The sequence below is a fragment of the Saccharomonospora xinjiangensis XJ-54 genome (genome assembly GCF_000258175.1).
GTDB lineage: Bacteria > Actinomycetota > Actinomycetes > Mycobacteriales > Pseudonocardiaceae > Saccharomonospora > Saccharomonospora xinjiangensis.
The window spans coordinates 646,903-670,704 of sequence record NZ_JH636049.1; the positions used below are offsets into that span (position 1 = coordinate 646,903).

General features: G+C 71.4%; 4 protein-coding genes and 1 pseudogene. All 5 read right to left on the reverse strand.

Annotated features, from left to right (window positions below):
- Window positions 1–160: 160 nt before the first annotated feature.
- Window positions 161–6,415, reverse strand: a pseudogene (locus SACXIDRAFT_RS23245) (type I polyketide synthase); the annotation flags it as partial.
- A complete protein-coding gene (locus tag SACXIDRAFT_RS02480; RefSeq protein ID WP_006236888.1) occupies window positions 6,364–12,912 on the reverse strand; it encodes a type I polyketide synthase in 6,549 nt (2,182 codons plus the stop codon). The gene SACXIDRAFT_RS02480 and the pseudogene SACXIDRAFT_RS23245, both read right to left, overlap by 52 nt.
- A 28-nt stretch (window positions 12,913–12,940) precedes the next feature.
- Window positions 12,941–18,241 carry a type I polyketide synthase gene (locus SACXIDRAFT_RS02485; RefSeq protein ID WP_006236889.1) on the reverse strand — a complete coding sequence of 1,767 codons (5,301 nt, stop codon included), beginning with the start codon at window positions 18,239–18,241 and terminating at the stop codon, window positions 12,941–12,943.
- Entirely contained in the window at window positions 18,238–21,936 is a 3,699-nt protein-coding gene (locus tag SACXIDRAFT_RS23250; RefSeq protein WP_083840040.1) for a type I polyketide synthase, read from the reverse strand. The genes SACXIDRAFT_RS02485 and SACXIDRAFT_RS23250 overlap by 4 nt, the downstream gene beginning before the upstream one ends.
- On the reverse strand, window positions 21,833–23,770 hold the full coding sequence (locus tag SACXIDRAFT_RS23470; RefSeq protein ID WP_503487619.1) for a type I polyketide synthase: 1,938 nt from the start codon (window positions 23,768–23,770) through the stop codon (window positions 21,833–21,835). The genes SACXIDRAFT_RS23250 and SACXIDRAFT_RS23470 overlap by 104 nt, the downstream gene beginning before the upstream one ends.
- Window positions 23,771–23,802: the final 32 nt, after the last annotated feature.

The following is a 23,802-nucleotide window of genomic DNA, read 5'->3' on the forward strand; positions in this document are numbered from 1 at the left end:
GGTCGTCCAGGTCACCGCCGAGCGCGAGCACGACCGCATCGAGCAGGGCGGGATGGACACCGAAGCCCTCGACGGGGCATTCGTCAGGAAGCCGGAACTCCGCGAAGGTGTCGCCGTCGCGCGTCCAGGCGCGTTCGGCACCGTCGAGGCCGGACTCCGTGGCGCCGGAAGGCGGCCACTCGCCCTGCTCGGCCGGTGGCACCGGCCCCGCGGTGAGCACGCCCGTGGCGTGGTGGGTCCAGGGTGCGTCGTCGTCCCTGCGGCTGTGAATGCTTACCGGTCGCCGCCCGGATTCCTCCTCACCCACCCGAACCTGGATCGCCGTCCGGCCCTCCACCGCGCGCAACGGGAGGTCGGTGGTCAGCGACTCGATGCGGTCGCAGCCCACCTCCTGCCCCGCACGCAGAGCCAGCTCCGCGACGACCGAACCCTCGTGGTCGGCCAGCCAGGGCTGGGCCTGGGAGGACAGCTCCCCTGTCAGCACGGCGCCGTCGCCACCGGCCAGCACGACGGCGTTGCCGAGCAGCGGGTGTCCCGACGTCGAGGCAGGGGCGGCAGCGGTGTCGTGAAGCCAGTACCGCTGCCGCTGGAACGCGTAGGTGGGCAGGTCCACCCGCCGCGCTCGCGTACCGGCGAAGACCGACGGCCAGTGCGGGCCGGACCCGCCGTCGTGCAGGCGGGCGAGCGCGCCGAGCAGTGTGCGCACCTCGGGCCGTCCACGACGGCAGACCGGCAAAGCCTCCTCGGCGCCGCAGTCTCGGGCCATCGCGCTGAGCACGCCGTCCGGTCCCAGCTCCACGAACCGGGTCGTGCCGTTCTCCAGCAGCCAGCGCATCCCCTGCGCGAAGCGGACACCGTCCACGATGTGCTTGACCCAGTGCCCGGCGTCGAACGTCACGGGCTCACCAGCGAGGTTGGACACGACGGGGATCACCGGCTCGGCGTGGGTCACCGACTCCGCCACCGCGCGGAAGTCCTCCACCATTCCCGCCATCCGGGGCGAGTGGAACGCGTGGGACACGGTGAGCCGTTTGACCTTGTGTCCCTCGGCGCGCATCACCTCGGCGACGGCGATCACGGCGTCATCGTCGCCGGAGATCACCGTGGCCTCGGGACCGTTGACGGCGGCGACGGCGACCCGATCGCCCAGCAGCGGCAGCACGATCTCCTCCGCGGCGTTGATCGACACCATCGCCCCGCCGGTGGGCAGGCTCTGCATGAGGCGGCCCCGCGCGGCCACCAGCTTGGCGGCGTCGGGCAGGGTCAGCACCCCGGCGACGTGCGCGGCGGCCAGCTCGCCGATGGAATGGCCGAGAACGTGGTCCGGCACGACGCCCCAGCTCTCGAACAGCCGGAACACCGCGACCTCGAAGGCGAACAACCCGGCCTGGGTGTAGACGGTCTGGTCGATCAGCGCGTCCTCACCGGCACTGCCGAAAACGACCGCGCCGACCGGGTGGGCGGTGTGGCCGTCGAGTTCGGCGTCGAGAGCCTGGGTGGCGGCGTCGAAGGACCGCGCGAACACCGGGAACGTCTCGTGCAGCTCGGCGCCCATCCTCGCCCGCTGCGATCCCTGACCGGAAAACAGGAACGCGAGCGTGCCCGGTGTGGCGGTGCGCCCGGCGATCCGGCCTTCGGCGACCGCGTCCAGGCCCGCGAGCAGGGTCTCGCGATCACCGGCGAGGCTGGCCCGCACGGGGAAGTGGGTACGGGTGGTGGCCAGTGAGAGACCGATGTCGGCGCTGCGCAGGCCGGGGTGGCTCGCGACGTGCGCGCGAAGGCGCGCGGCCTGCGCTCGCAGCGCCTCGGCGTTCTTGGCGGACAGCGGCCACACGGCCACCTCGGCCACTTCGGCCGCTTCGGGCGCTTCGGCCGCCTCCGTCGCATCGGAGGTGTCGCGTGCGTCCGGTTCGGGGTCGGGTGCCTGCTCCAGCACCACATGGGCGTTGGTGCCGCTCACACCGAAGGACGAGACCGCAGCCCTGCGAGGCCGGTCGAGCTCAGGCCACTGCCTGGCCTCGGTCAGCAGCTCCACCGACCCTTCCGACCAGTCGATGTGCGGCGAGGGCTCGTCCACGTGCAGGGTCTTGGGCTGTATCCCGTGCCGCAGCGCCTGAACAGCCTTGATCACCCCGCCCACCCCTGCGGCGCCGAGCGTGTGGCCGATGTTGGATTTGAGGGAGCCCAGCGCCACCGGTTCCGTCCGGTCCCTGCCGTAGGTCGCGAGCAAAGCCTGCGCCTCGATCGGATCACCCAGGGTGGTGCCGGTGCCGTGAGCCTCGATCAGGTCGATCTCCTGCGGCGTCAACCGCGCGTTGGCCAGTGCCTGGCGGATCACCCGCTGCTGCGAGGGGCCGTTCGGTGCGGACAGCCCGTTGGACGCCCCGTCGGAGTTGACGGCGGAGCCTCGCAGCACAGCCAGCACCCGGTTGCCGTCGCGCCGGGCGTCGGAAAGCCGCCGCACCGCGAGGACACCGACGCCTTCGCCCCAGCTCGTGCCGTCAGCGGCCGCCGCGAACGACTTGCACCGCCCGTCGGCCGCCAGCCCGCGCTGGCGGCTGAACTCGATGAACGCCGACGGCGTTGACATGATCGTCACACCACCGGCCAGCGCGAGGTCGCATTCCCCTGCCCGCAACGCCTGCGCCGCCAGATGCAGGGCGACGAGCGACGACGAACACGCCGTGTCCACCGTCAGGGTCGGACCCTCCAGCCCGAGTGTGTAGGCGACCCTGCCGGAGAGCACGCTCGCGGCGCTGCCGTTGCCCAGGTATCCCGCCAGCTCGGCCGGCACGACGCGCAGCCTGCTCGCGTAGTCGTTGGACACCACACCGGCGAAGACCCCGGTCCTGCTTCCGCGCAACGACGTCGGGTCGAGACCGGCGCGTTCGATCGCCTCCCACGAGGTCTCCAGCAGCAGCCGCTGCTGCGGGTCCATCGCCAGTGCCTCGCGCGGCCCTATGCCGAAGAAGCCGCTGTCGAACTCCGCAGCGTCGAGCACGAACCCGCCGTGCCGCGTGTAGCTCGTCCCCACCTTCTCCGGGTCGGGGTCGTAGGAGCCCTCGACGTCCCAGCCGCGATCGGCAGGGAACTCGGTGATCGCGTCGGTGCCGGTCGCCACCAGCCGCCACAGGTCCTCCGGCGAGTGCACACCGCCGGGATACCGGCAGCTCATGCCGATGATCGCGATCGGTTCGTCGCTCGCGGTGGCCGAGGTGACAGCCACCTGCCGTTCCTCACCGGAGAGCACCGCCCGCAGATGCCGCGCGAGGACGGCCGGGGCGGGGTAGTCGAACACCAGCGTCGCCGGAAGCGCGATGTCGAGCGCCTGCCCCAGCAGATCGCGGAACTCCACCGCCGTCATCGAATCGAAGCCGAGTTCCTCGAAAGGACGGTCCTGGTCGATGTCCGACGGCGAGTCGTGGCCGAGCACGGTGGCGGCGCTGCGGCGAACGAGGTCCAGCAGCGTGCGTTCCCGATCACCTTCGGGCAGACGGAACGCAGCGGGGGCGGCGCCCGCCATGTCCTTCGTGTCGGCTGTGTCGGCTGTGTCGGTTGTTGCGGTGGGCTCCGCCTCGGTCATGTCTGTCACCGCGTCGGCGCCGCGCGGCATCGGAGGGCCGGGCCAGAACCGCTTGCGCTGGAAGGCATAGGTCGGCAGATCCACGGCGCGGTGCGGTGAGCCGTCGAGCACCGTCCGCCAGTCCACGGCCACCCCGCAGGAGTGCAGCCTGCCGAGGGCCGCCAGCAGGGTGGCCGGTTCGTCGCGACCCCGGCGGCACGCGGGAGCCAGCACCGCCGGTTCCCCGTCGTCGAGGCAATCCTTGGCCATCGCGGTGAGCACGGCGTCCGGGCCCAGTTCGAGGAAGGTCCGCACCCCGTCGGCACGCAGCCTGCGCACGCCGTCGTGGAACCGCACGGCCTCGCGGACGTGGCGGACCCAGTGGTCGGCGGTGAACTCCGTGACGGGCTCACCGGTCAGGTTGGCCACCACCGGAATCCGGGGTGGACGGTGCGTGACACTCTCGGCCACGCGGCGGAACTCGCCGAGCATCGGCTCCATCAGCGTCGAGTGGAAGGCGTGGGAGACCGTGAGCCGCTTGACCTTCCTGCCCTGCTCCGACCACCGCTCGGTGAACGCGGCGACGTCGGCTTCCTCACCGGAGACCACGGTCGCGCGAGGACCGTTCAGCGCCGCGATCGACAACCGGTCGCCCAGCAGCGGCAGCACCTCCTCCTCGCTCGCCTGGACCGACGCCATGGCTCCGCCTGAGGGAAGGGCCTGCATGAGCCGTCCCCGCGCGGTCACCAGCCGCGCCGCGTCGGGCAGGGTGAGCACCCCGGCGACGTGTGCGGCGACCAGCTCGCCGATCGAGTGCCCCAGCAGGAACGCCGGACGCACCCCCCAGTGCTCCACCAGCCGGTACAGCGCGACCTCGAACGCGAACAGCGAGGCCTGGGTGTAGGCGGTGCTGTGCACGAGGTCGGTACCGAGCACGGTGTCCAGCGGCCGGTCGAGGTGGCGGTCCAGCTCCGCCACCACGTCACCGAACGCGTCGGCGAACACCGGGAACTCCGCGGCGAGCCCGCGTCCCATGCCGGTGCGCTGGCAGCCCTGTCCCGAGAACAACACCGCCGTCGGCCCCGGACGCACCCTGCCGAGGACGACATTCGCGGCAGGGTCACCGGCGGCCAGCGCCGCGAGCCCGTCCCGAAGCTGGTCACGGGTCCGGCCGACGATCACGGCGCGGTGCTCGAAATGGGTCCGGGTCGTCGCGAGCGACCACGCGACGTCAGCAGCCGAGAAAACCTCGGGCACCGCCGCTTCGGCCTTCTCAGGCGCCTCGGCGGCCAGAGCGTCCACGGTCTCGGTCAGCAGCCGCCGCGCCTGTTCCCTCAGGGCGTCCGGGGTGCGCGCCGACACCAGCCACGGCACGGGGCCGCAAGCCTCGGCGGAGCTGGCGGCGGGGCCAGCCGGTGCGGGCGGAGCTTCCGCGTCGTTCTCCGGCGCCTGCTCCAGGATCACGTGGGCGTTGGTCCCGCTGATGCCGAATCCGGACACCCCTGCCCGCCTCGGCCGCCCGGTCTCCGGCCACGGCTGCGCACCGGTCAGCAGCTCCACCGACCCCGCCGACCAGTCGATGTGCGAGGAAGGCCGGTCCACGTGCAAAGTCTTCGGCAGCGTCGCGTGCCGCAACGCCTGCACGGTCTTGATCACGCCGCCGACCCCGGCCGCGGCCTGCGCGTGCCCGATGTTCGATTTGAGCGACCCCAGCCACAGTGGGCGGTCGCGGTCCTGGCCGTAGGTCGCCAGCAGCGCGTGTGCCTCGATCGGATCGCCCAGCGAAGTGCCCGTCCCGTGCGCCTCGACGGCGTCCACATCGGACGCCGAGAGCCGCGCGTCGGCGAGTGCCTGCCGGATCACGGCCTCCTGTGCGCGTCCGTTCGGGGCGGAGAGGCCGTTCGACGCGCCGTCGGAGTTGACCGCCGAGCCGCGCACCACCGCGAGCACCCTGTGCCCGTTGCGCCGCGCGTCGGACAGCCGCTCCACCAGCAGCACCCCCACGCCCTCGGCGAACCCGGTGCCGTCGGCGCCCTCGGCGAACGCCTTGCAGCGGTAGTCGGGGGCCATGCCGCCCTGCTTCCGGAACGCCGCGAGCCCGTCGGGCATGCAGATCACGGACACACCGCCGACGAGGCCGAGGGAGCATTCACCGGACCGCAGCGACCGCACGGCGAGGTGCAGGGCCACCAGCGAGGCGGAGCACGCCGTGTCCACGGTGACGGCGGGGCCCTCGAAGCCGAAGGTGTAGGCCAGCCTGCCGGACATGATGCTGGCGCTGGTACTGGTGGCCAGGTAGCCGTCGCTGGTTTTCGAACTGGTCAGCAGGCCGAGGTAGTCCTGACCGTGGCTGCCGACGAACACACCGGTGCGGGTGCCGCGCAGTGCTTTCGGCTCGATGCCTGCCCGTTCCAGCGCCTCCCAGGAGGTTTCCAGCAACTGCCGCTGTTGCGGGTCCATGGCCAGCGCCTCGCGCGGGCTGATGCCGAAGAAGTCCGCGTCGAACTCGCCCGCGTCGGGCAGGAATCCGCCGCTGCCCTGCTCGGGCCAGCCCCGGTCGGTGGGGAACTCCGAGATCGCGTCGGTGCCCGAGGCGACCAGGTGCCACAGATCCTCCGGTGACCGCACGCCACCGGGGAAGCGGCAGCTCATGCCGATGATCGCGATCGGTTCGCTCGCCGCGTCGGCGAGCCTCCGGTTGCGCGCGCGAAGGCGGTCGATCTCCCTGAGCGAGTCGCGCAGGGCTTCGACGACCTTCTCGGCGGGTGCGTTCATGGTGTCCTCCCGGAAGAAGCCTGTGGTCAGGAGCCGAGGCTCTGCTGTGCTTTGAGCAGGAGGCCCTGCACGTCCAATTCGTCGAGGGCGCCCTCGGCCTCGGGTGGGCCTGCGGCGTCAGCGGTGTCGCCACCCTCGCCGCCCTCGCCGTCCGGTGACGTCACCGCGAGCCGGGCCAGCGCCTCCACCAGTCCGGCCTCCCTGACCCGGTGCGCCGGGATCGTGGCCAGCAGCCGTTCGATCTCGGCGTCGCTGTGTTCGACGGTCACCGCGTCGGCTGCGCCGATTTCGGTGTCGCCACCGTCGCCACTGTCGGCGCTGTCGGGCACCAGGTCGGTGAGCAACCGCTGCGCCAGCTCCACCGGGGTGGGGTGATCGAAGATCAGCGTGGCCCTCAGCTTCAGACCGGTGGCCGAGGTGAGCCGGTTGCGCAGTTCCAGTGAGGTCAGCGAGTCGAACCCGAGGTCCTTGAACGCCCGTTCCGCCTCGATCCCGTCGGCGGAGCCGTGTCCCAGCACCGCCGCCGCGTGCAGGCACACCAGCTCCAGCAGCGCCGCGCGGCGTTCGGCCGAGGTCATCGCGGGCAGCCGCGTGAGCAGCGACCGGTCGTTCGCCGCTCCGGCCACCGCTCCGGCCGTCACCATGGCACGCCGTAGCCTTCCCTTGACGAGATTGTGGAACAGGGGCGGCAGGGAGTCTCCTTCGGCCCGCATCGCCGCGGTGTCGATCCGCACGGGCACGAGTACTGCCTCGTCCCTGCCGAGCGCGGTGTCGAAGAGCCGCAGCGCATCCTCTGTGGACAGTGCGGCGGCTCCGCCCCGTGCCATGCGCCCGAGGTCGATGTCGTCGAGGCCCTCGGTCAGTGCGCTGCGCTGCGCCCAGAGTCCCCAGGCCAGCGACACGGCGGGCAGCCCCCTGATTCGGCGGTGTGCGGCCAGCGCGTCGAGGAACGCGTTCGCCGCCGCGTAGTTGCCCTGTCCCGGCGAGCCGAAGGTGGCCGCGCCTGAGGAGAAGAGCACGAACATCGACAGGTCGGCGTCGCGGGTCAGCTCGTGAAGGTTCAGCGCGCCGCGCACCTTGGGCCGCAACACCCGCTCCACCCGCTCGGGAGTGAGTGAGCCGATCACGGCGTCGTCGAGCACCCCTGCGGCATGCACCACGCCCGTCAGCGGCCGGTCGGCGGGAATGGTCGCGAGCAGCGCGGCGAGCGCGTCGCGGTCGGCAACGTCGCAGGCGGCGAAGGTGACCTCGGCACCCAGCTCGGCCAGTTCGGTCGCCAGGTCCGGGTCGCGGCGCCCGCTGCGGCTCGCCAGCACGACGTGCCGGGCGCCGTGCTCGGCCACGAGGTGCCGGGCGACCAGCCCGCCGAGGGTTCCGGTCCCACCGGTGACCAGCACCGTGTCCTGCCTGCTCCGTCTCGGCACGGTCAGCACGAGTTTGCCCACGTGCTTGGCCTGGCTCAGGAAACGGAAGGCCGACGGCGCGTTGCGGACGTCCCACGCCCGATGCGGCAGCGGGCGGAGAACCCCGCGCTCGAACAAGGCACTCAGCTCGTCGAGCATGGCCTTGATCCGGCCGAGACCGGCCTCCTGAAGGTCGTAGGCCGTGTACTCCACACCAGGGTGAGCCGAGGCGACCTCGCCGGGCTCGCGCTTGTCGGTCTTGCCCATCTCCAGGAACCGGCCGCCCCTCGGCAGCAGTTCCAGTGAGGTATCCACGAACTCGCCCGCGAGCGAGTTGAGCACCACATCGACACCCCGGCCTCCGGTCTCGCCGAGGAACCGCTCCGCGAAGTCGAGCGACCGCGAGGAGGCGATGTGGTCGTCGGTGAATCCGGTCGCGCGCAGCGCGGGCCACTTACCTTCACTGGCGGTGCCGTGCACCTCGGCCCCGAGGTGCCGGGCGATCTGCACGGCGGCCATGCCGACACCGCCTGCGGCGGCGTGCACGAGCACCGACTCACCCCGCGTGAGCCCCGCGAGATCGACGAGACCGTAGTACGCGGTGAGAAAGGCGATCGGCACCGTGGCCGCCTCGGCGAAACTCAACCCGGCCGGAATCCGGGTCATCATGCGATGGTCGGCCACCGCGATCGGCCCGAACGAGCCCGCGATCGCCCCCATCACCCGGTCACCGGGGGCGAGCCCGGTGACGCCGGGCCCGGTTTCCAGCACCACACCGGCCGCTTCCCCGCCGAAGGAGCCTTCGCCGAGGGAGAGACCAAGCCCGTACAGCACGTCGCGGAAGTTCAGTCCCGCCGCGCGCACCTCGACCCTGACCTGCCCCGGCCCGAGCGGTTCGAGCACCTCGGGACACTCCGTGAGAGTCAGGTTGTCGAACGTGCCGGTGACCGGGATGTCCAGTCGCCAGGCAGCGGCGTCCGGTGGTGCGAGCGCCTCGCTCGCCTCGGCGACGCCGAGCCTGGCGCGCAGGAGCCCACCGGCGCGGATCGCCAGTTGCGGTTCACCGGTGGCCACGGCGGCGGCGAGGCTGGCCGGGGAATCGGCGTGCGCGTCGAGGTCCACGAGCACGAACCGGCCGGGGTTCTCCGACTGGGCCGAGCGCAGCAGACCCCACAGTGCACTGTGGACGGTATCGCCTTCGCCGTCGTCACCGGACGTGGCGACCGCTCCACGGGTGACGAGAACCAGCCGGGAGTCGGCGAACCTGTCGTCGTCGAGCCAGTTCTGTGCCAGCGCCAGCACCGCGTTGACGTGCTCCAGCACGGTGTCAGCAGCGGCCTCACCGTCACGGGCGTTCACCGGAGCGACGGCGACCACGACGGCATCCGGCACCGGATCGGGGACGGAGGCCAGCTCGGCGACCCGCTCGGCGAGGTCGAGCCCGAACGGATCCGGCCCTGCCAGCACGCACCGCGGTGCCTCGCTGCTCGGCGGCGTGGGAATCCAGTCGAGGCGGTACAGCGCGCCGCCGTCGTCGTCGCGGGCGGCCCGCAGCTGCTCTCCCGAGACCGGGCGGACGGCCAGCGAGGCCACGGAGGCCACCGGTGCCCCGCTCTCGTCGGCGGCGAACACAGCGATCTCATCGTCCCGCTCCGCGGGGGACAGCCGCACTCGGAGCGCTGTGGCGCCGGTGGCGGCCACCCGAAGTCCGGTCCAGGAGAACGGCAGCGGCACACTGCCGGGGTCCTGCCCGCCTTTCAGCAGCGAACCGAGACCGAGGCCGTGCAGCGCGGCGTCCAGCAACGCCGGGTGCAGGCCGTATCCGGCCACCTCGTTCGCGACCGCCTCGGGGAGTGCCACCTCGGCATAGACGTCCCTGCCCAGCCGCCACGCGGCGCGCAACCCCTGGAAAGCCGGTCCGTAGTAGAGGGTCGTGTCGTTGATGCGGTCGTAGAAACCGTCGAGATCGATCGGCTCCGCACCCTGCGGCGGCCACGTCGTCAGATCGCCTGCGGGTGCCGCCGGTGTGCCGGTGAGGATTCCGACGGCGTGGCGGGTCCACGGCCGCTCCCCCGATTCGGGGCGGGCGTGCACACTCACCTCCCGCGCGCCCGACTCGTCGGCGGCGCCGACGAGGACCTGCACCGCGACGCCGCCCTGTTCGGGCAGCACGAGCGGTGCCTCGACGACCAGTTCGTCGATCACCTCGCAGCCCGCCTCGTCGGCGGCGCGCAGGGCCAGCTCCAGAAACGCCGTGCCGGGCAGGATCACCGTGTCCGCCACGGCGTGGTCGGCAAGCCAGGGGTGCGTACGGCGGGACAGCCGTCCGCTGAGCAGGAACCCGCCGGTGTCGGCCAACGGCACGGCGGCCCCGAGAATCGCGTGGTCGGTGGCGGCCAGGCCGAGGCTCCCGGCGTCGGCCGTCTCCCCGGAAGGGCCGCCCCAGTACCGCTCGCGCTGGAAGGCGTAGGTGGGCAGCTCCACCCGCTTCGGTCGCGCGAGCCCGAACACCGAAGGCCAGTCGGGGCGAACACCGTGGACGTGCGCCTCGCCGAGCGAGAGCAGGAACCGGTCGAGGCCGCCCTCACCCCTGCGCAGCGTGCCCGCGGTGCGGACGCGGGTGTCGCGCTGCTCGGCCGTCGCCGTGATGCCCATGGTGAGCACCGGATGCGCGCTGACCTCGATGAACACCGAGTGGCCCTCGTCCAGCAGCGTCGCGACGGCCGGTTCGAACCACACCGTCCCGCGCAGGTTCCGGTACCAGTACGCGGCGTCCAACTCGGTGCCCTCGACCCACCGGCCGTCCGTTGACGAGAAGAAGGGAATCTCGGCCGTGCCGGGCCGCACCGGGGCCAGCACGTCGTGCAGTGCCTCGGCGAGTGCGTCGATCCTCGGCGAGTGCGCGGCGAAATCGACGCCGGGAAGCTGCCAGCGCAGCGCGCCTTCGGCGGACAGCATGCGCCCGAACTCGGCGAGCGCGTCCGCGTCCCCGGAGACCACCACCGAGGTGGGGCCGTTCACCGCCGCGATCGCCAGGCGATCTCCCCACGGTTTAAGCCATCGCGTGACCTCGTCGAAGGGCCGCTCCACCGAGATCATGCCGCCCCGGCCCGCCAGGGCCAGCAGTTCGCGGCTGCGCAGAGCGACGACACGGCAGGCGTCGGCCAGCGAGAGTGCCCCCGCCACGTGGGCAGCCGCGATCTCGCCCTGGGAATGCCCGATCACCGCGTCGGCGCGCACCCCTCGCGACTCCCACAGCCGGGCCAGCGACACCATCATCGCGAACGACACCGGCTGGAGAACGTCCACCCGCTCCAGTGGTGGAGCGTCCGGCTCGCCCCGCAGCACCGCGAGCGGATCCCAGTCGGTGAAGCGGGACAGCTCTCGCGCGCAGGCTCGGATCGACTCGGCGAAGACAGGGCAGGTGTCCAGCAGTTGTCTCGCCATGCCTGCCCAGTGAGTGCCCTGCCCGGGGAACACGAACACCACCCGGGCCTCGCCCGGGGCTACCCCTTCGACGAGCCCTGCCGAGGGCCGGTCCTCGGCGAGCGCGGCGAGTGCCGACCTGAGCTGTTCACGGTTGCCGCCGACCATCGCCGCGCGATGCTCGAACGGTGTGCGCGTGGTGGCCAGTGCGTGCCCGAGATCGGCGGGGTCCACGTCAGGATGATCGTCTGTAAAGGCCAGTAAGGTGGCTGCCTGCGCCCGCAGCGCGGCCTTGCTCCGGCCGGACACTGTCCACAGCGCGGGTCCGCAGGGGCGGTCGTCCGCTTCGGGTTCCTCCTCCGGCGGCGCCTGTTCCAGGATGACGTGGGCGTTGGTCCCGCTGATGCCGAACGAGGACACTCCCGCCCTTCTCGGCTGCCCCGTCCTCGGCCACTGCCTGGCTTCGGTGAGCAGTTCCACCGCGCCGGAAGACCAGTCGATTTTCGGTGACGGCTGATCGACGTGGAGGGTGCGCGGCAGTGTCCCGTTGCGCATCGCCTGGACCATCTTGATCACACCGGCGATCCCGGCCGCCGCCTGCGCGTGGGCGATGTTCGACTTGATCGAGCCCAGCCACAGCGGACGTCCGTGCGCGCGGTCGCGCCCGTAGGCCGACAGCAGCGCGTTGGCCTCGATCGGGTCGCCGAGCGACGTGCCCGTGCCGTGCGCCTCCACCACGTCGATGTCCTTGGCGCCCAGCCGGGCAGCCGCGAGGGCCTCGTGGATGACCCGTTCCTGCGAGGGGCCGTTCGGCGCGGTGAACCCGTTGCTCGCGCCGTCGGAGTTCACCGCCGTACCCCGGATCACGGCGAGGACGCGGTGCCCGTTGCGTTCGGCGTCACTGAGCCGCTCCAGCATCACCAGGCCAGCGCCCTCGGAGAAGCCCGCACCGTCGCTGGAGGCGGCGAACGCCTTGCACCGACCGTCGGAGGCGAGGCCGCGCTGCCTGCTCATCTCGACGAACAACCACGGCGTCGCCATCACGGCCACACCCCCGGCGAGCGCCAGCGAGCATTCGCCGGATCGCAGCGACTGCGCGGCGAGGTGCAGCGCCACCAGCGACGACGAGCACGCCGTGTCCACCGTCACCGCGGGACCTTCGAGCCCGAGCGAGTAGGCGATCCTGCCGGACACCGCGCTGCCGACGCTGTCGTTGGTCAGGTAGCTGCCCGGCCCCTTGGGCACGGGGCTGAGCCGGACGCCGTAGTCGTGGTACATGGCCCCCGCGAAGACGCCCGTCCGCGATCCGCGCAGCGTGGCCGGGTCGAGCCCGGCGTGCTCGGCCGCCTCCCACGCCGACTCCAGAAGGAGCCGGTGCTGCGGGTCCATGGCCAGCGCCTCACGCGGGCTGATGCCGAAGAAAGCCGCGTCGAAATGGCCTGCGTCGTCGAGGAAGCCGCCCTCGGCGGCGTAGGTCGTGCCGGGGTGGTCCGGGTCGGGGTCGTGAAGGCCCTCGACGTCCCAGCCCCGATCGTCCGGGAACGGTCCCACCGCATCCCGTCCTTCGGCCACGAGGTCCCACAGGTCGTCGGGTGTGCGGACGCCACCGGGGAACCGGCAGCTCATCCCGACGATCGCCACCGGTTCGTGCGACCGATCATCGGCTTGTCGCAACCGCGCCTTGGTGTCGCGCAGTTCGGCCGACACTCGCCGCAGGTAATCGCGAAGCCTGTCCTCGTTCGACATCCAGCTGCCCTTCAGCTCTTGCGGTGGTTCAGACACCGAGTTCACGGTCGATGAAGGCGAACATCTCGTCGTCGGTCGCGGAGTCGAGGCGCATGTCCGCGCCCTCGTCCCTCGGCCCGTTTCGTCGCGCCGCGAGCGCTTCGAGGCGGCGCGCCACACGCTCGCTGCCCGCGTCGTCCAGCTCTGCGAGGCGCGCCTCGATCCGGTCGAGTTCGGCCAGGATCGTGTCGGTCCCGCTCCGCTCCTCGCCGAAGAAGGAGTCGAGGTGCGCGGCCAGCGCCACGGGTGTCGGGTGGTCGAAGACCAGGGTGGCCCTCAGCCTCAGGCCGGTCGCGGTGCTCAGCCTGTTGCGCAGCTCGACGGCGGTCAGCGAGTCGAAACCCAGCTCCTTGAGCGCCGCCTCCGGCAGGATGGCGTCGCTGCTGTCGTGCCCGAGCACGGTCGCGGCGTGCGTGCGGACCAGCGCCAGAAGCCGCCTGAGCCGTTCGGGACCCGGCACGGTGGCCAGGTCCTCCGCCACGGCGGACGATCCGGCATTCGCCGACGTGCTCGCCGGCATGCTGACGAGGCCGCGCAGCAGCGCGGGAAGCGTGTCGGACACCGCCTGCTCGCGCAGCGAACGCGGGTCGAGGTGCACTGGCACCAGCACCGGTTCGGCCGAGCCGAGCCCGGCGTCGAACAGAGCGAGCGCGTCGTCGGTGGCCATGGCTTCCGAACCGCTGCGCGCCATCCTCGCGACATCGCTGCCGGACAGCCCCTTGGTCAGCCCACTGCGTTCAGCCCAGAGTCCCCACGCGAGGGAGACGCCCGCGAGTCCACGGGCCCTGCGGTGTGCGGCGAGCGCGTCGAGCCAGGCGTTGGCCGCCGCGTAGTTGCCCTGTCCCGGTGCGCCGAACGTGGTGGCGCCCGAGGAGAACAGCACGAACGCCGCGAGATCTTGCCCCGCGGTGAGTTCGTCCAGCACGCGAGCACCGTCCACTTTGGGCCGCAGCACCCTGTCGATCCGATCGGCGTCGAGCGAGTCCACGGTGGCGTCGTCGAGTACCCCTGCCGTGTGCACGACGCCGGTCAGCGGATGCCGGGCCGGGATCGAGTCGAGCAGCAGGGCGACCGACTCCCGGTCGGCCACGTCGCACACCACGGGCAGGATCTCGGCGGGAAGGCCGTCGGTCACCGGGTCGGCGGCGCCGCTGCGGCTGGCCAGCACGATCCTGCGCACGCCGTGCGCGGTCACCAGGTGGCGGGCGACGAGCCCGGCCAGTGTGCCGGAGCCACCCGTGATCAAGACGGTGCCTTCGGGATCGAACACCGGCTCGCCAGCCTCGTTCGCGACCGCCCTGACCAGTCTCGGGGCGTAGTACTCGCCGTCGCGGACGGCGTACTGCGGTTCGGAGCCGTCCGGCAGCGGCGCACCCGGCCGATCCACATCGATCAGCACGAAGCGGCCGGGGTGCTCGGACTGTGCGCTGCGCACGAGCCCCCACACCGCCGCCTGGTCGGGGTTGGCAGGCGCTCGCTCCTCGCCGACGGCGACGGCGCCCGTGGTGACGAGTGCGAGCCGCTCGGGGCGGTCGTCGGCCAGCCAGGACCGGAGCACGGTCACGACCTCGGTCAGCGTCTCGCGCAGTTCCCCGGTGTCGGGACAGGGGAGCGCCACCAGGTCGGTGCTCTTGCCTGCGGTGGCCTCGGTGACCGGTTCCCAGTCCGGCCGGAACAGCGAGTTGCGGAACCGGGCCGAGCCGAGCCCATCGCCGCTCACCGGTCGCAGCACCAGCGACTCGACGGTGAGCACGGGCTCGCCGGACTCGTCGTAGGCAGCGAGGGACAGTGTGTCGGGGCCCGACGAGGACACCCGCACCCGTAGCGCTCGCGCCCCGGTGCGATGCACGCTCACCCCGCGCCAGCTGAACGGCAGTCGCGCGCCGTCGTCCTCGCGGTCGAGCACCGGATCGGCCGGGTGCAGGGCGGAGTCCAGCAGTGCGGGATGGACGCCGTAACCGGCGGGGTCCGCGTCGTCGGGAAGGCGCACGTCGGCGATCACCGCATCGCCGTCCAGCCACGCCCGCCGCAACCCCCGGAAGAGCGGTCCGTAGGCGATCCCGGCTTCGTCCAGCCTGACGTAGATCTCGCCGATGTCGAGTTCGGTGCCGTCCTGCGGCCCTGCCACGACGTCGTCCCGCACCGGTGTCGCGGCGGCGAGCGTGCCGGTGGCGTGCCGGGTCCACGGCTCCCCTTCGAGCCGGGATCGCACGCTCAGCGGCCTCGACCCCGCGTCGTCCGGCGCGCCGACTTCCACCTGCACCTGCACGATCGCCTCGCCGGGCAGCACGAGCGGCGCTTCGAGTGTTAACTCCTCAACCCTGCCGAGTCCGGCCTCCTCCCCCGCCCTGACGGCGAGGTCGAGGAACGCGGTGCCCGGCAGGATCACCGTGTCCAGCACCGTGTGCTGCGCCAGCCACGGGTGAGTGCGCACGGACAGCGCACCGGTCAGCAGGAAGCCGTCCGTTCCCGGCAGCGGCACGGCAGCACCGGCAAGGGGGTGACCGGTCGGCGACAGGCCGACGGAGGCGACGTCACCGGCCTGGCCCTGCGCCTTCTCCGGCCAGAACCTCCTGTGCTGGAAGGCGTAGGTCGGCAGCTCCACCACCGTCGCGGAGTCGCCGAACACCGCTGTCCATTCGGGACGCACACCCGCCGCGCAGACCTCACCGAGGGAGAGCAGGAACCGGGTGAGCCCGCCCTCGCCCCTGCGCAGCGTGCCGACGGCGACGGCGTCCTCGTCGATCTCCTGCACGGCCATCGCCAGCACCGGATGCGGGCTGATCTCCACGAAGATCCCGAATCCGCGTTCCGCGAGCGCGGCCACAGCGGGTTCGAAACCGACGGTCTCGCGCAGGTTCGTGTACCAGTAGCCGGCGTCGAGCCTCGTCGTGTCGAGCCAGTCGCCGGTGACCGTCGAGAAGAACGGAATCGTGGTCTCCACCGGTGCCAGGTCGGCCAGCACCGCCACCAGCCGGTCGCGGATCTGTGCGACCTGCGCCGAATGCGAGGCGTAGTCCACGGAGATCCGCTTGGCCGCCACGCCGTCACGGCGGCACTCGGCGAGGAACTCGTCGAGCGCGGCGGGCTCTCCCGAAACCACCACCGAGGCGGGGCTGTTCGTCGCGGCGACGGAGATCCGTCCTTCCCAGCGCGCGATCCGCGCGCGGACATCGCCTGCCGTCGCGACGACCAGCGCCATCCCGCCCTTGCCGGACAGTTCCTCGGCGATCAGGCGGGACCGCAGGGCCACCACGCGGGCCGCGTCCGGCAGCGAAAGGGCGCCCGCGACACAAGCAGCCGCGATCTCGCCCTGCGAGTGGCCGATCACGGCGGCGGGTTCGACACCGTACGAGCGCCACAGCCGCGCCAGCGACACGAGAACCGCGAACAGCACCGGCTGGACCACGTCCACACGGTCGAGGCTGGGCGCGCCCGGCTCGCCACGCAGCACGTCGATCACCGAGAAGTCCAGGTACTCGTCGAGGGCGCGCGAGCACTCGGCAAGCCGGTCGGCGAACACCGGTGCCTCCCGCACCAGCTCCGAGGCCATCCCGGGCCACTGCGAACCCTGGCCGGGGAAGACGAACACCACCCTGTCGTCGGCGGCCACCGTCCCTCGCACGACGTTCGCGCCGGGTTCGCCCTCGGCAAGCGACCGCAGCCCGGCGATCAGCTCGGCGCGGTCGGCTCCCACCACGACCGCGCGGTGCTCCAGCGCGGTCCTCGCCGTCGCGAGGGAGAAACCGATGTCGGCGGTACGCGTTTCCGGTTTATCCTCCACATGGGACACGAGCTTTCCGGCCTGCGCCCGAAGTGCCTCGGCTGTCTTGCCGGAGAGCAGCCACGGGACGGGTCCTTCTCCGGTTTCCGCGGGCACAGCGGGCTCGGTGGTCTCGTCCCGCTCCCGCGCGGGAGCCTGTTCGAGGATCACGTGGGCGTTGGTGCCGCTGATGCCGAACGAGGACACCCCGGCTCGCCGGGGCCTGTCGAGGTCCGGCCACTCCCTCGCCTCGGTGAGCAGCTCCACCTCGCCGAGGTCCCAGTCAACGTGCGGCGACGGCTCATCGACGTGCAGCGACGACGGCAGCACGCCGTGGCGCAGTGACTCCACCATCTTGATCACTCCGGCGACCCCGGCCGCCGCCTGCGTGTGCGCGATGTTCGACTTCACCGAGCCGAGCCACAGTGGCCGCTCGCGGCGCGCGCCGTAGGTGGCGAGCAGCGCGTGTGCCTCGATCGGATCGCCGAGCGTGGTGCCGGTTCCGTGTGCCTCGACGACATCGACCTCGGAAGGCTCCAGCCGGGCGTTCGCGAGTGCCTGGCGAATCACGTTCTCCTGCGAGGGACCGTTCGGTGCGGAGAATCCGCTGCTGGCGCCGTCGGAGTTGACGGCGGAGCCGCGCACCACCGCGAGCACGGGATGACCGAGTTCACGCGCCGCCGAGAGTTTCTCCACCAGCAGCACGCCGACTCCCTCGGCGAGAGTGAAACCGTCGGCGGCCGCGGCGAAGGGTTTGCACCGGCCGTCGCGGGCGAGGCCGCGTTGCCTGCTGAAGGTCACGAACGGGTCCGGCATCGACATCACCGTGACTCCGCCGGCCAGCGCCAGTGCGCATTCGCCTGAGCGCAGAGCCTTGGCCGCGAGGTGCAGTGCCACCAGCGACGAGGAGCACGCGGTGTCCACGGTGAGCGCGGGGCCTTCAAGCCCGAGGGTGTAGGCCACGCGGCCGGAGACCAGGCTGCCTCCCGTGCTCATCGACAGCGTGCCGTCCCGCCCCCGCGGGGTGTCGGCCAGCGCGGCCCCATAGTCCATGCTGCTGATTCCGGCGAACACCCCGGTGCGGGAGCCCCGCAGCGACACGGGGTCGATGCCCGCGCGTTCGACGGCCTCCCACGAGGTCTCCAGCAGCAGGCGCTGTTGCGGGTCCATCGCCAGCGCCTCACGCGGTGAGATGCCGAAGAACCCGGGATCGAACTCGCTTGCCTCGTGCAGGAACCCGCCCTCGCGGACGTAGGTGGTGCCGGGGTGGTCGGGGTCGGGGTGGAAGAGCGCTTCGATGTCCCAGCCCCGGTCGGCAGGGAACGCGGACACGCCGTCGCCGCCGGTCAGCACGAGCCGCCAGAGGTCGCCGGGGGACGCGACGCCACCGGGGAACCGGCACGCCATCCCCACGATCGCGATCGGTTCGTGGTCGGCGTCCTCGCGTTCCCGTAGCCGTGCCCTGGTCTCGCGAGCGTCGTTGATGGCTCGTTTGAGGTACTCGCGGAGCTTGGTCTCCTCGGTCACGCGATCTCCACTCCTCGTTCGAACTCGTTATCGACCAGCGCGAACAGCTCGTCGTCGCTCGCGGTGTCGAGGTCGCCGCCCGAACCGGACGGCTCGCCGCAGGACCGCAGCAGGTCCCGAAGCCGTGCGGCCACCCTGCGCCGGGAGTCGTCGTCGGACACGGCGGAAGGCAGGGCCCGGCTCAGCCGGTCGAGCTGGTCCAGCACCGTGTCCTCGGTGTCAGTGCCTGACATGCTCGGTGCCGGAACGGAAGCGCTGTCCAGGTCGAGCTGCTCCAGCAGGTGTTCCGTCAGCCGTGACGGCGTCGGGAAGTCGAAGATCAACGTCGCGCGCAGCCGTGCTCCGGTGATCCGGGTGACCCGGTTGCGCAGCTCCACCGCCGTCAGCGAGTCGAAGCCCTGTTCCAAAAAGGACCGTTCGGGATCGACGGCGGAGGCCGAGGCGTGTCCCAGCACCGCTGCGGCGTTGGCGCGCACCGTGTCCAGCAGTTCCCGCCGCCGATCGGCCTCCCCGAGTGCGGCCAGCGTCCGGAGGAGCGTCGCACTGTCGCCCGCGGCCGTCTTGCGAGCCGGGGTGGGAACGAGTTCGCGCACCATCGGCGGCAGGGTGTCGCCGAGTTCCCGCAGGGCCGCGAGGTCGAGTCGGACAGGCACAAGCGCCGCATGGTCGAGGCCGTGTGTGGCGTCGAGTAACGCGAGCCCTTCGGCCACCGACAGGGGCAGCGCACCGTTGCGCGCCATGCGTGCCAGCGCCGTTTCGTCGAGCCTGCTGCCCATGCCGTTCGACTCGCTCCACACTCCCCAGGCGAGCGACGTCGCGCTGAGGCCGCGCGCCCTGCGGAGGACGGCGAGTGCGTCGAGGAAGGCGTTGGCCGCGGCGTAGGCGCCCTGGCCTGGGCCGCCGAAGGTGGTGGCACCCGACGAGAACAGGATGAACGCCTTGAGATCGAGTTCGCCGGTCAGCCGGTGCAGGTTCCACGCGCCGTCAGCCTTGGGGCGCAGCACCCGATCCACCTGGCCGGTGCCGAGCGATTCGACCAGCCCGTCGTCCACCACGCCGGCCGTGTGCACCACGCCGGCCAGCGGGCGGTCGGCGGGGATGGCGTCGAGCACTGCCGCCACGGCGGCGGGATCGGCGACGTCGCAGGCGGCGAAGGTCACCTCCGCGCCTGCCTCGACGAGGTCGGCGGCCAGTTCACCCGCTCCCTCCGCCTGGTCACCGCGCCGCGACAGCAACACCAGATGGCGCACGCCGTGTGCGGTGGCCAGGTGCCGCGCGACGAGGCGGCCGAGCCCGCCGGATGCGCCGGTGATCAGCACGGTGTCGTGCTCGGTGAAACCGAACCCGGTCGCCTCGGCTGGCTCAGCCCTGGTGAGCCGGGGCGCCAGTAGGCGGCCCGCCCTGATCGCGAGCTGCGGCTCCGCACCGGCGACGGCGGCGGGGAGAAGGCCGATGTCGGACTTCTCGTCCTCGATGTCCACCACGACGATCCGGTCGGGATGCTCTGACTGCGCGCTGCGCAGAAGGCCCCAGACCGACGCGGCGGGAAGCTCCGGTTCGGCCTCCGGTCCCGCCGGGATCGCCCGCCGGGTCACCACCGCGAGGCGCGTGTCGGCGAGCCGGTCGTCGCTCAGCCAGGCGCGCACGGTGCCGAGCACGTCCGCGAGCGCGTCACGCACCTCGGCGGGCACGTCGTCGCCGGAGGACGCGGGGTCGCCGGGCACGGTGGTCACGGTGGTCACGATGATGTCGGGCCGCTGCGCCGTTCCGGCCGCGACGGCGTCGGCCAGCGCACCCGGTGTGGGGAACACGCCACTGTGCTCGCCGGTGGAAAGCCACGGCGCCCAGTTCCAGGTGTCCGGCCCCACCAGCGCGATCCGGTGGAAGGCGTCGGCCGGCAGGGGTTGTTCGGGCCAGGTGAGCCGGAAGAGCGAGTTCCTCGGAAGGCGTCCGCCGCCGCCGAGCTGGTCGGCGGAGACAGGACGCATCACCAATGATTCGACGGAGGCCACGGCGGCGCCTGCCGCGTCGGCGATCCGCACCGACACCGCGTTGTCCCCGGCCGGAGCGAGCCGGACCCGCACCGACGTGGCACCCGAGGCGTGCAGGCTCACCCCGCTCCAGCTGAACGCGACGCTGCCGCCGGAGGAGGTGTCCTCGGGTGTGGTGAACACCGAACCGAGGCCCATGCCGTGCAGTGCCGCGTCGAGCAGGGCGGGGTGCAGCCCGTATCGTCCGGCGTCCGCGGCCTCGCTCTCGGGGAGCTGGACGTCGGCGAGGATCTCCGCGTCACCGAGCTGCCAGGCGGCGCGCAGTCCTTGGAAGGCGGGGCCGTAGTCGATGCCCGAGTCCGCGAGGCGCTGGTAGAGGTCCTCGGCGGCAAGGGGGACGGCCCCTTGGGGTGGCCACTGCCCTTCCGGGGACGCCGCCGGTTCGGTTCCGTGGGTCAGTGTCGCGCTCGCGTGCCGGGTCCAGTTCTCCTCCACCGCGCCCGAGGGACGGGAGTGGATGCTCACCTCGCTCGTGCCGGACTCGCCGGTGACGCTCACCTGGAGGTCGTAGGCGGTGTCTCCTTCGAGCACGAGGGGGGCTTCGAGGGTGAGTTCGTCGATGCGGTCGTGGCCGAGTTCGCGGCCGGCACGCAGCGCGAGTTCCACGAACGCCGAACCGGGCACGATCACGGTGTCCAGCACGGAGTGATCGGCGAGCCACGGGTGTGTCGCCGCCGAGAGTGAACCGGTGAGGATGCGCCCGCCGCCGTCTGCGGGGTGCACGGTGGCACCGAGCAGCGGATGTCCTGCCGCGATCTGCCCGAGGCCCGCCGGATCGCCGGGGCGCGTCGTCGGCTGCGGCCAGTAGCGTTCGTGTTGGAAGGCATAGGTGGGCAAGCTGATCGCGGGACCGCCGGGGTCACCGATCACGGCGGACCAATCGACCTCGACGCCCCGGGTGTGTGCCTCGCCGAGGGAGCGCAGGAACCGGTCGAGGTCGCCGTCATCACGCCGCAACGTGCCCAGCGCGACGGCGTCCTCCGAGGTCTCCTGGATCGCCATGGTGAGAACGGGATGCGGACTGCATTCCACAAAAGAACGGTGACCTTGCGCGGTGAGCGTCTCGATCGCGTCGGAAAACCGGACCGTCTCCCGCAAATTCCGATACCAATACTCCGCACCCAACTCCGCCGTATCCAACCAACCACCCGTCACCGTCGAAAAAAACGGAACCGACGACGACCGAGGCACCACCGACGACAAAACACTCAACAACTCATCCCGAACCAACCCCACCTGATCCGAATGCGACGCATAATCCACCGCCACCCACCGCACCCGAACACCATCACGCTCACACCCCGCAACAAACCCCTCCAAACCCCCCACATCACCCGACACCACCACCGAAGAAGGACCATTCACCGCCGCAACCCCCACCCCGAGTGGAAGGTGGAACGGGTGGTGGACAAGGCATGAACCACCGACACCATCCCACCCCTGACGGTCCCGTTCCAGGAAGGACAACCGGCAGCAAACCTGGGCACCCAGCGCGTCATCCGTTATCGAGGACAGGAGAGCAACACACGCCGCCGCAATCTCACCCTGCGAATGCCCCACCACACCCACAGGAACAACCCCCCACGACTCCCACAACCGAGCCAACGACACCAACACCACAAAACAACACAGGCTGAACCACATCAACCCGATCCAACCCACCCCCCAACTCCTCAACAACACACCAATCAACCAACCCCTCCACCACACCCGCAACCTCACCAAACGCCTCCGCAAAAACCGAAGACGACTCCAACAACCCCAACACCATCCCCACCCACTGCGAACCCTGCCCCGGAAAAACAAAAACGGGACGTTCGGTTCCGCGAACGAGGTCGCCCTGCACAACGGCCGGATCGGGTTCGCCCCGGCGCAGCGCGCCGAGCGCGGAGCGCAGTGATTCGCGCGTGTCGCCGACGAGAACGGCTCGGGTGTCGAAGGTGGAACGGGTGGTGGACAGGGCGTGCGCGACCTGGCAGGGGCTTGCCGTGGGGTCGCGTTCCAGGAAGGACAGCAGGCGGGAAGCCTGGGCACGCAGCGCGTCGCCGGTTTTCGCGGACAGGAGCAGCGGGACCGGGTTCCCGGTACTCGCGCCGGTCTCGGGCTGGGGTGTCTCGGGTGCTTGTTCGAGGATGACGTGGGCGTTGGTTCCGCTGACCCCGAACGACGACACCCCAGCCCTGCGAGGACGATCCACTTCTGGCCACTCGGTCGTCGAGGTCACCAACTCCACCGCACCCGACGACCAATCCACCCGCGACGACGGCGCATCAACATGCAAAGTCCCCGGCACAACACCACGCCGCAACGACTCCACCATCTTGATCACACCAGCCACACCAGCCGCAGCCTGCGTATGACCAACATTCGACTTCACCGACCCCAACAACAACGGAACACCCCGCCGCCCAGAGCCGAACACCTCCACCAACGCACCAGCCTCAATCGGATCACCCAACCGAGTCCCCGTCCCATGCGCCTCCACCACATCCACATCAGACGGTGTGAGCCCTGCGGAGGAGAGCGCGTCGCGGATCACGCGGACCTGCGAGGGGCCGTTCGGTGCGGTCAGGCCGCTGCTCGCACCGTCCTGGTTCACGGCCGAGCCGCGTACCACCGCGAGAATGCGGCGCCGGTTGCGCACGGCGTCGGACAGCCGCTCCAGCACCACCACACCGGCTCCCTCTCCCCAGCCGGTGCCGTCGGCGGCGTCGGCGAAGGCCTTGCAGCGCCCGTCCGGAGCCAGACCGCGCTGCCTGCTGAAGCTGACGAAACCCTCCGGTGTGGACATGACGGAGACTCCGGAGGCGAGCGCGAGTGCGCACTCCCCCGCCCGCAGTGCCCGCATGGCGAGGTGCAGCGCGACAAGCGAGGAGGAGCAGGCGGTGTCCACGGTCACGGCTGGCCCTTCGAGGCCGAGGACGTAGGACACCCGGCCCGACAGCACACTGCCCGCGTTGCCGATCCCGATGTGGCCTTCCAGCTCGTCGGGCGCGTCGGCCAGCAGGGTCGGGTAATCGCGCCCGTTGGTGCCGGCGAAGACACCGGTGCCGGTGCCCTTCAGCGACTGCGGGTCGATGCCCGCGTGTTCCAGCGCCTCCCACGACACCTCAAGCAACAACCGCTGCTGCGGATCCATCGCCAGCGCCTCACGCGGAGAGATCCCGAAGAACCCCGCATCGAACCCCGCCACATCATGAAGAAACCCACCCTCACGCACATACGACGTCCCAGCCCGATCCGGATCGTCATCGAACAACCCCGACAGATCCCAACCCCGATCCACCGGAAAACCCGACAACGCGTCCGTGCCGGATTCGAGCAGGTCCCACAGCTCGCCGGGTGAGCCGACACCGCCGGGAAGGCGGCAGCCGATGCCGACGATCGCGATCGGTTCCCTCGCCTCGTCGCTGAGCTTGCGGTTCTGCTTGCGGAGGCGCTTGACCTCCTTCAACGAGTCCCGCAGCGCTTCGACGATTTCAGTCTGCGACGTCTGGCTCATGCTCTGCT

Excerpts from the sequence above, each read along its gene's own strand:
- SACXIDRAFT_RS23250 (WP_083840040.1), bottom strand. The coding sequence starts at position 21,936 with ATGTGGTTCAGCCTGTGTTGTTTTGTGGTGTTGGTGTCGTTGGCTCGG.
- SACXIDRAFT_RS02480 (WP_006236888.1), bottom strand. The coding sequence starts at position 12,912 with ATGTCGAACGAGGACAGGCTTCGCGATTACCTGCGGCGAGTGTCGGCC.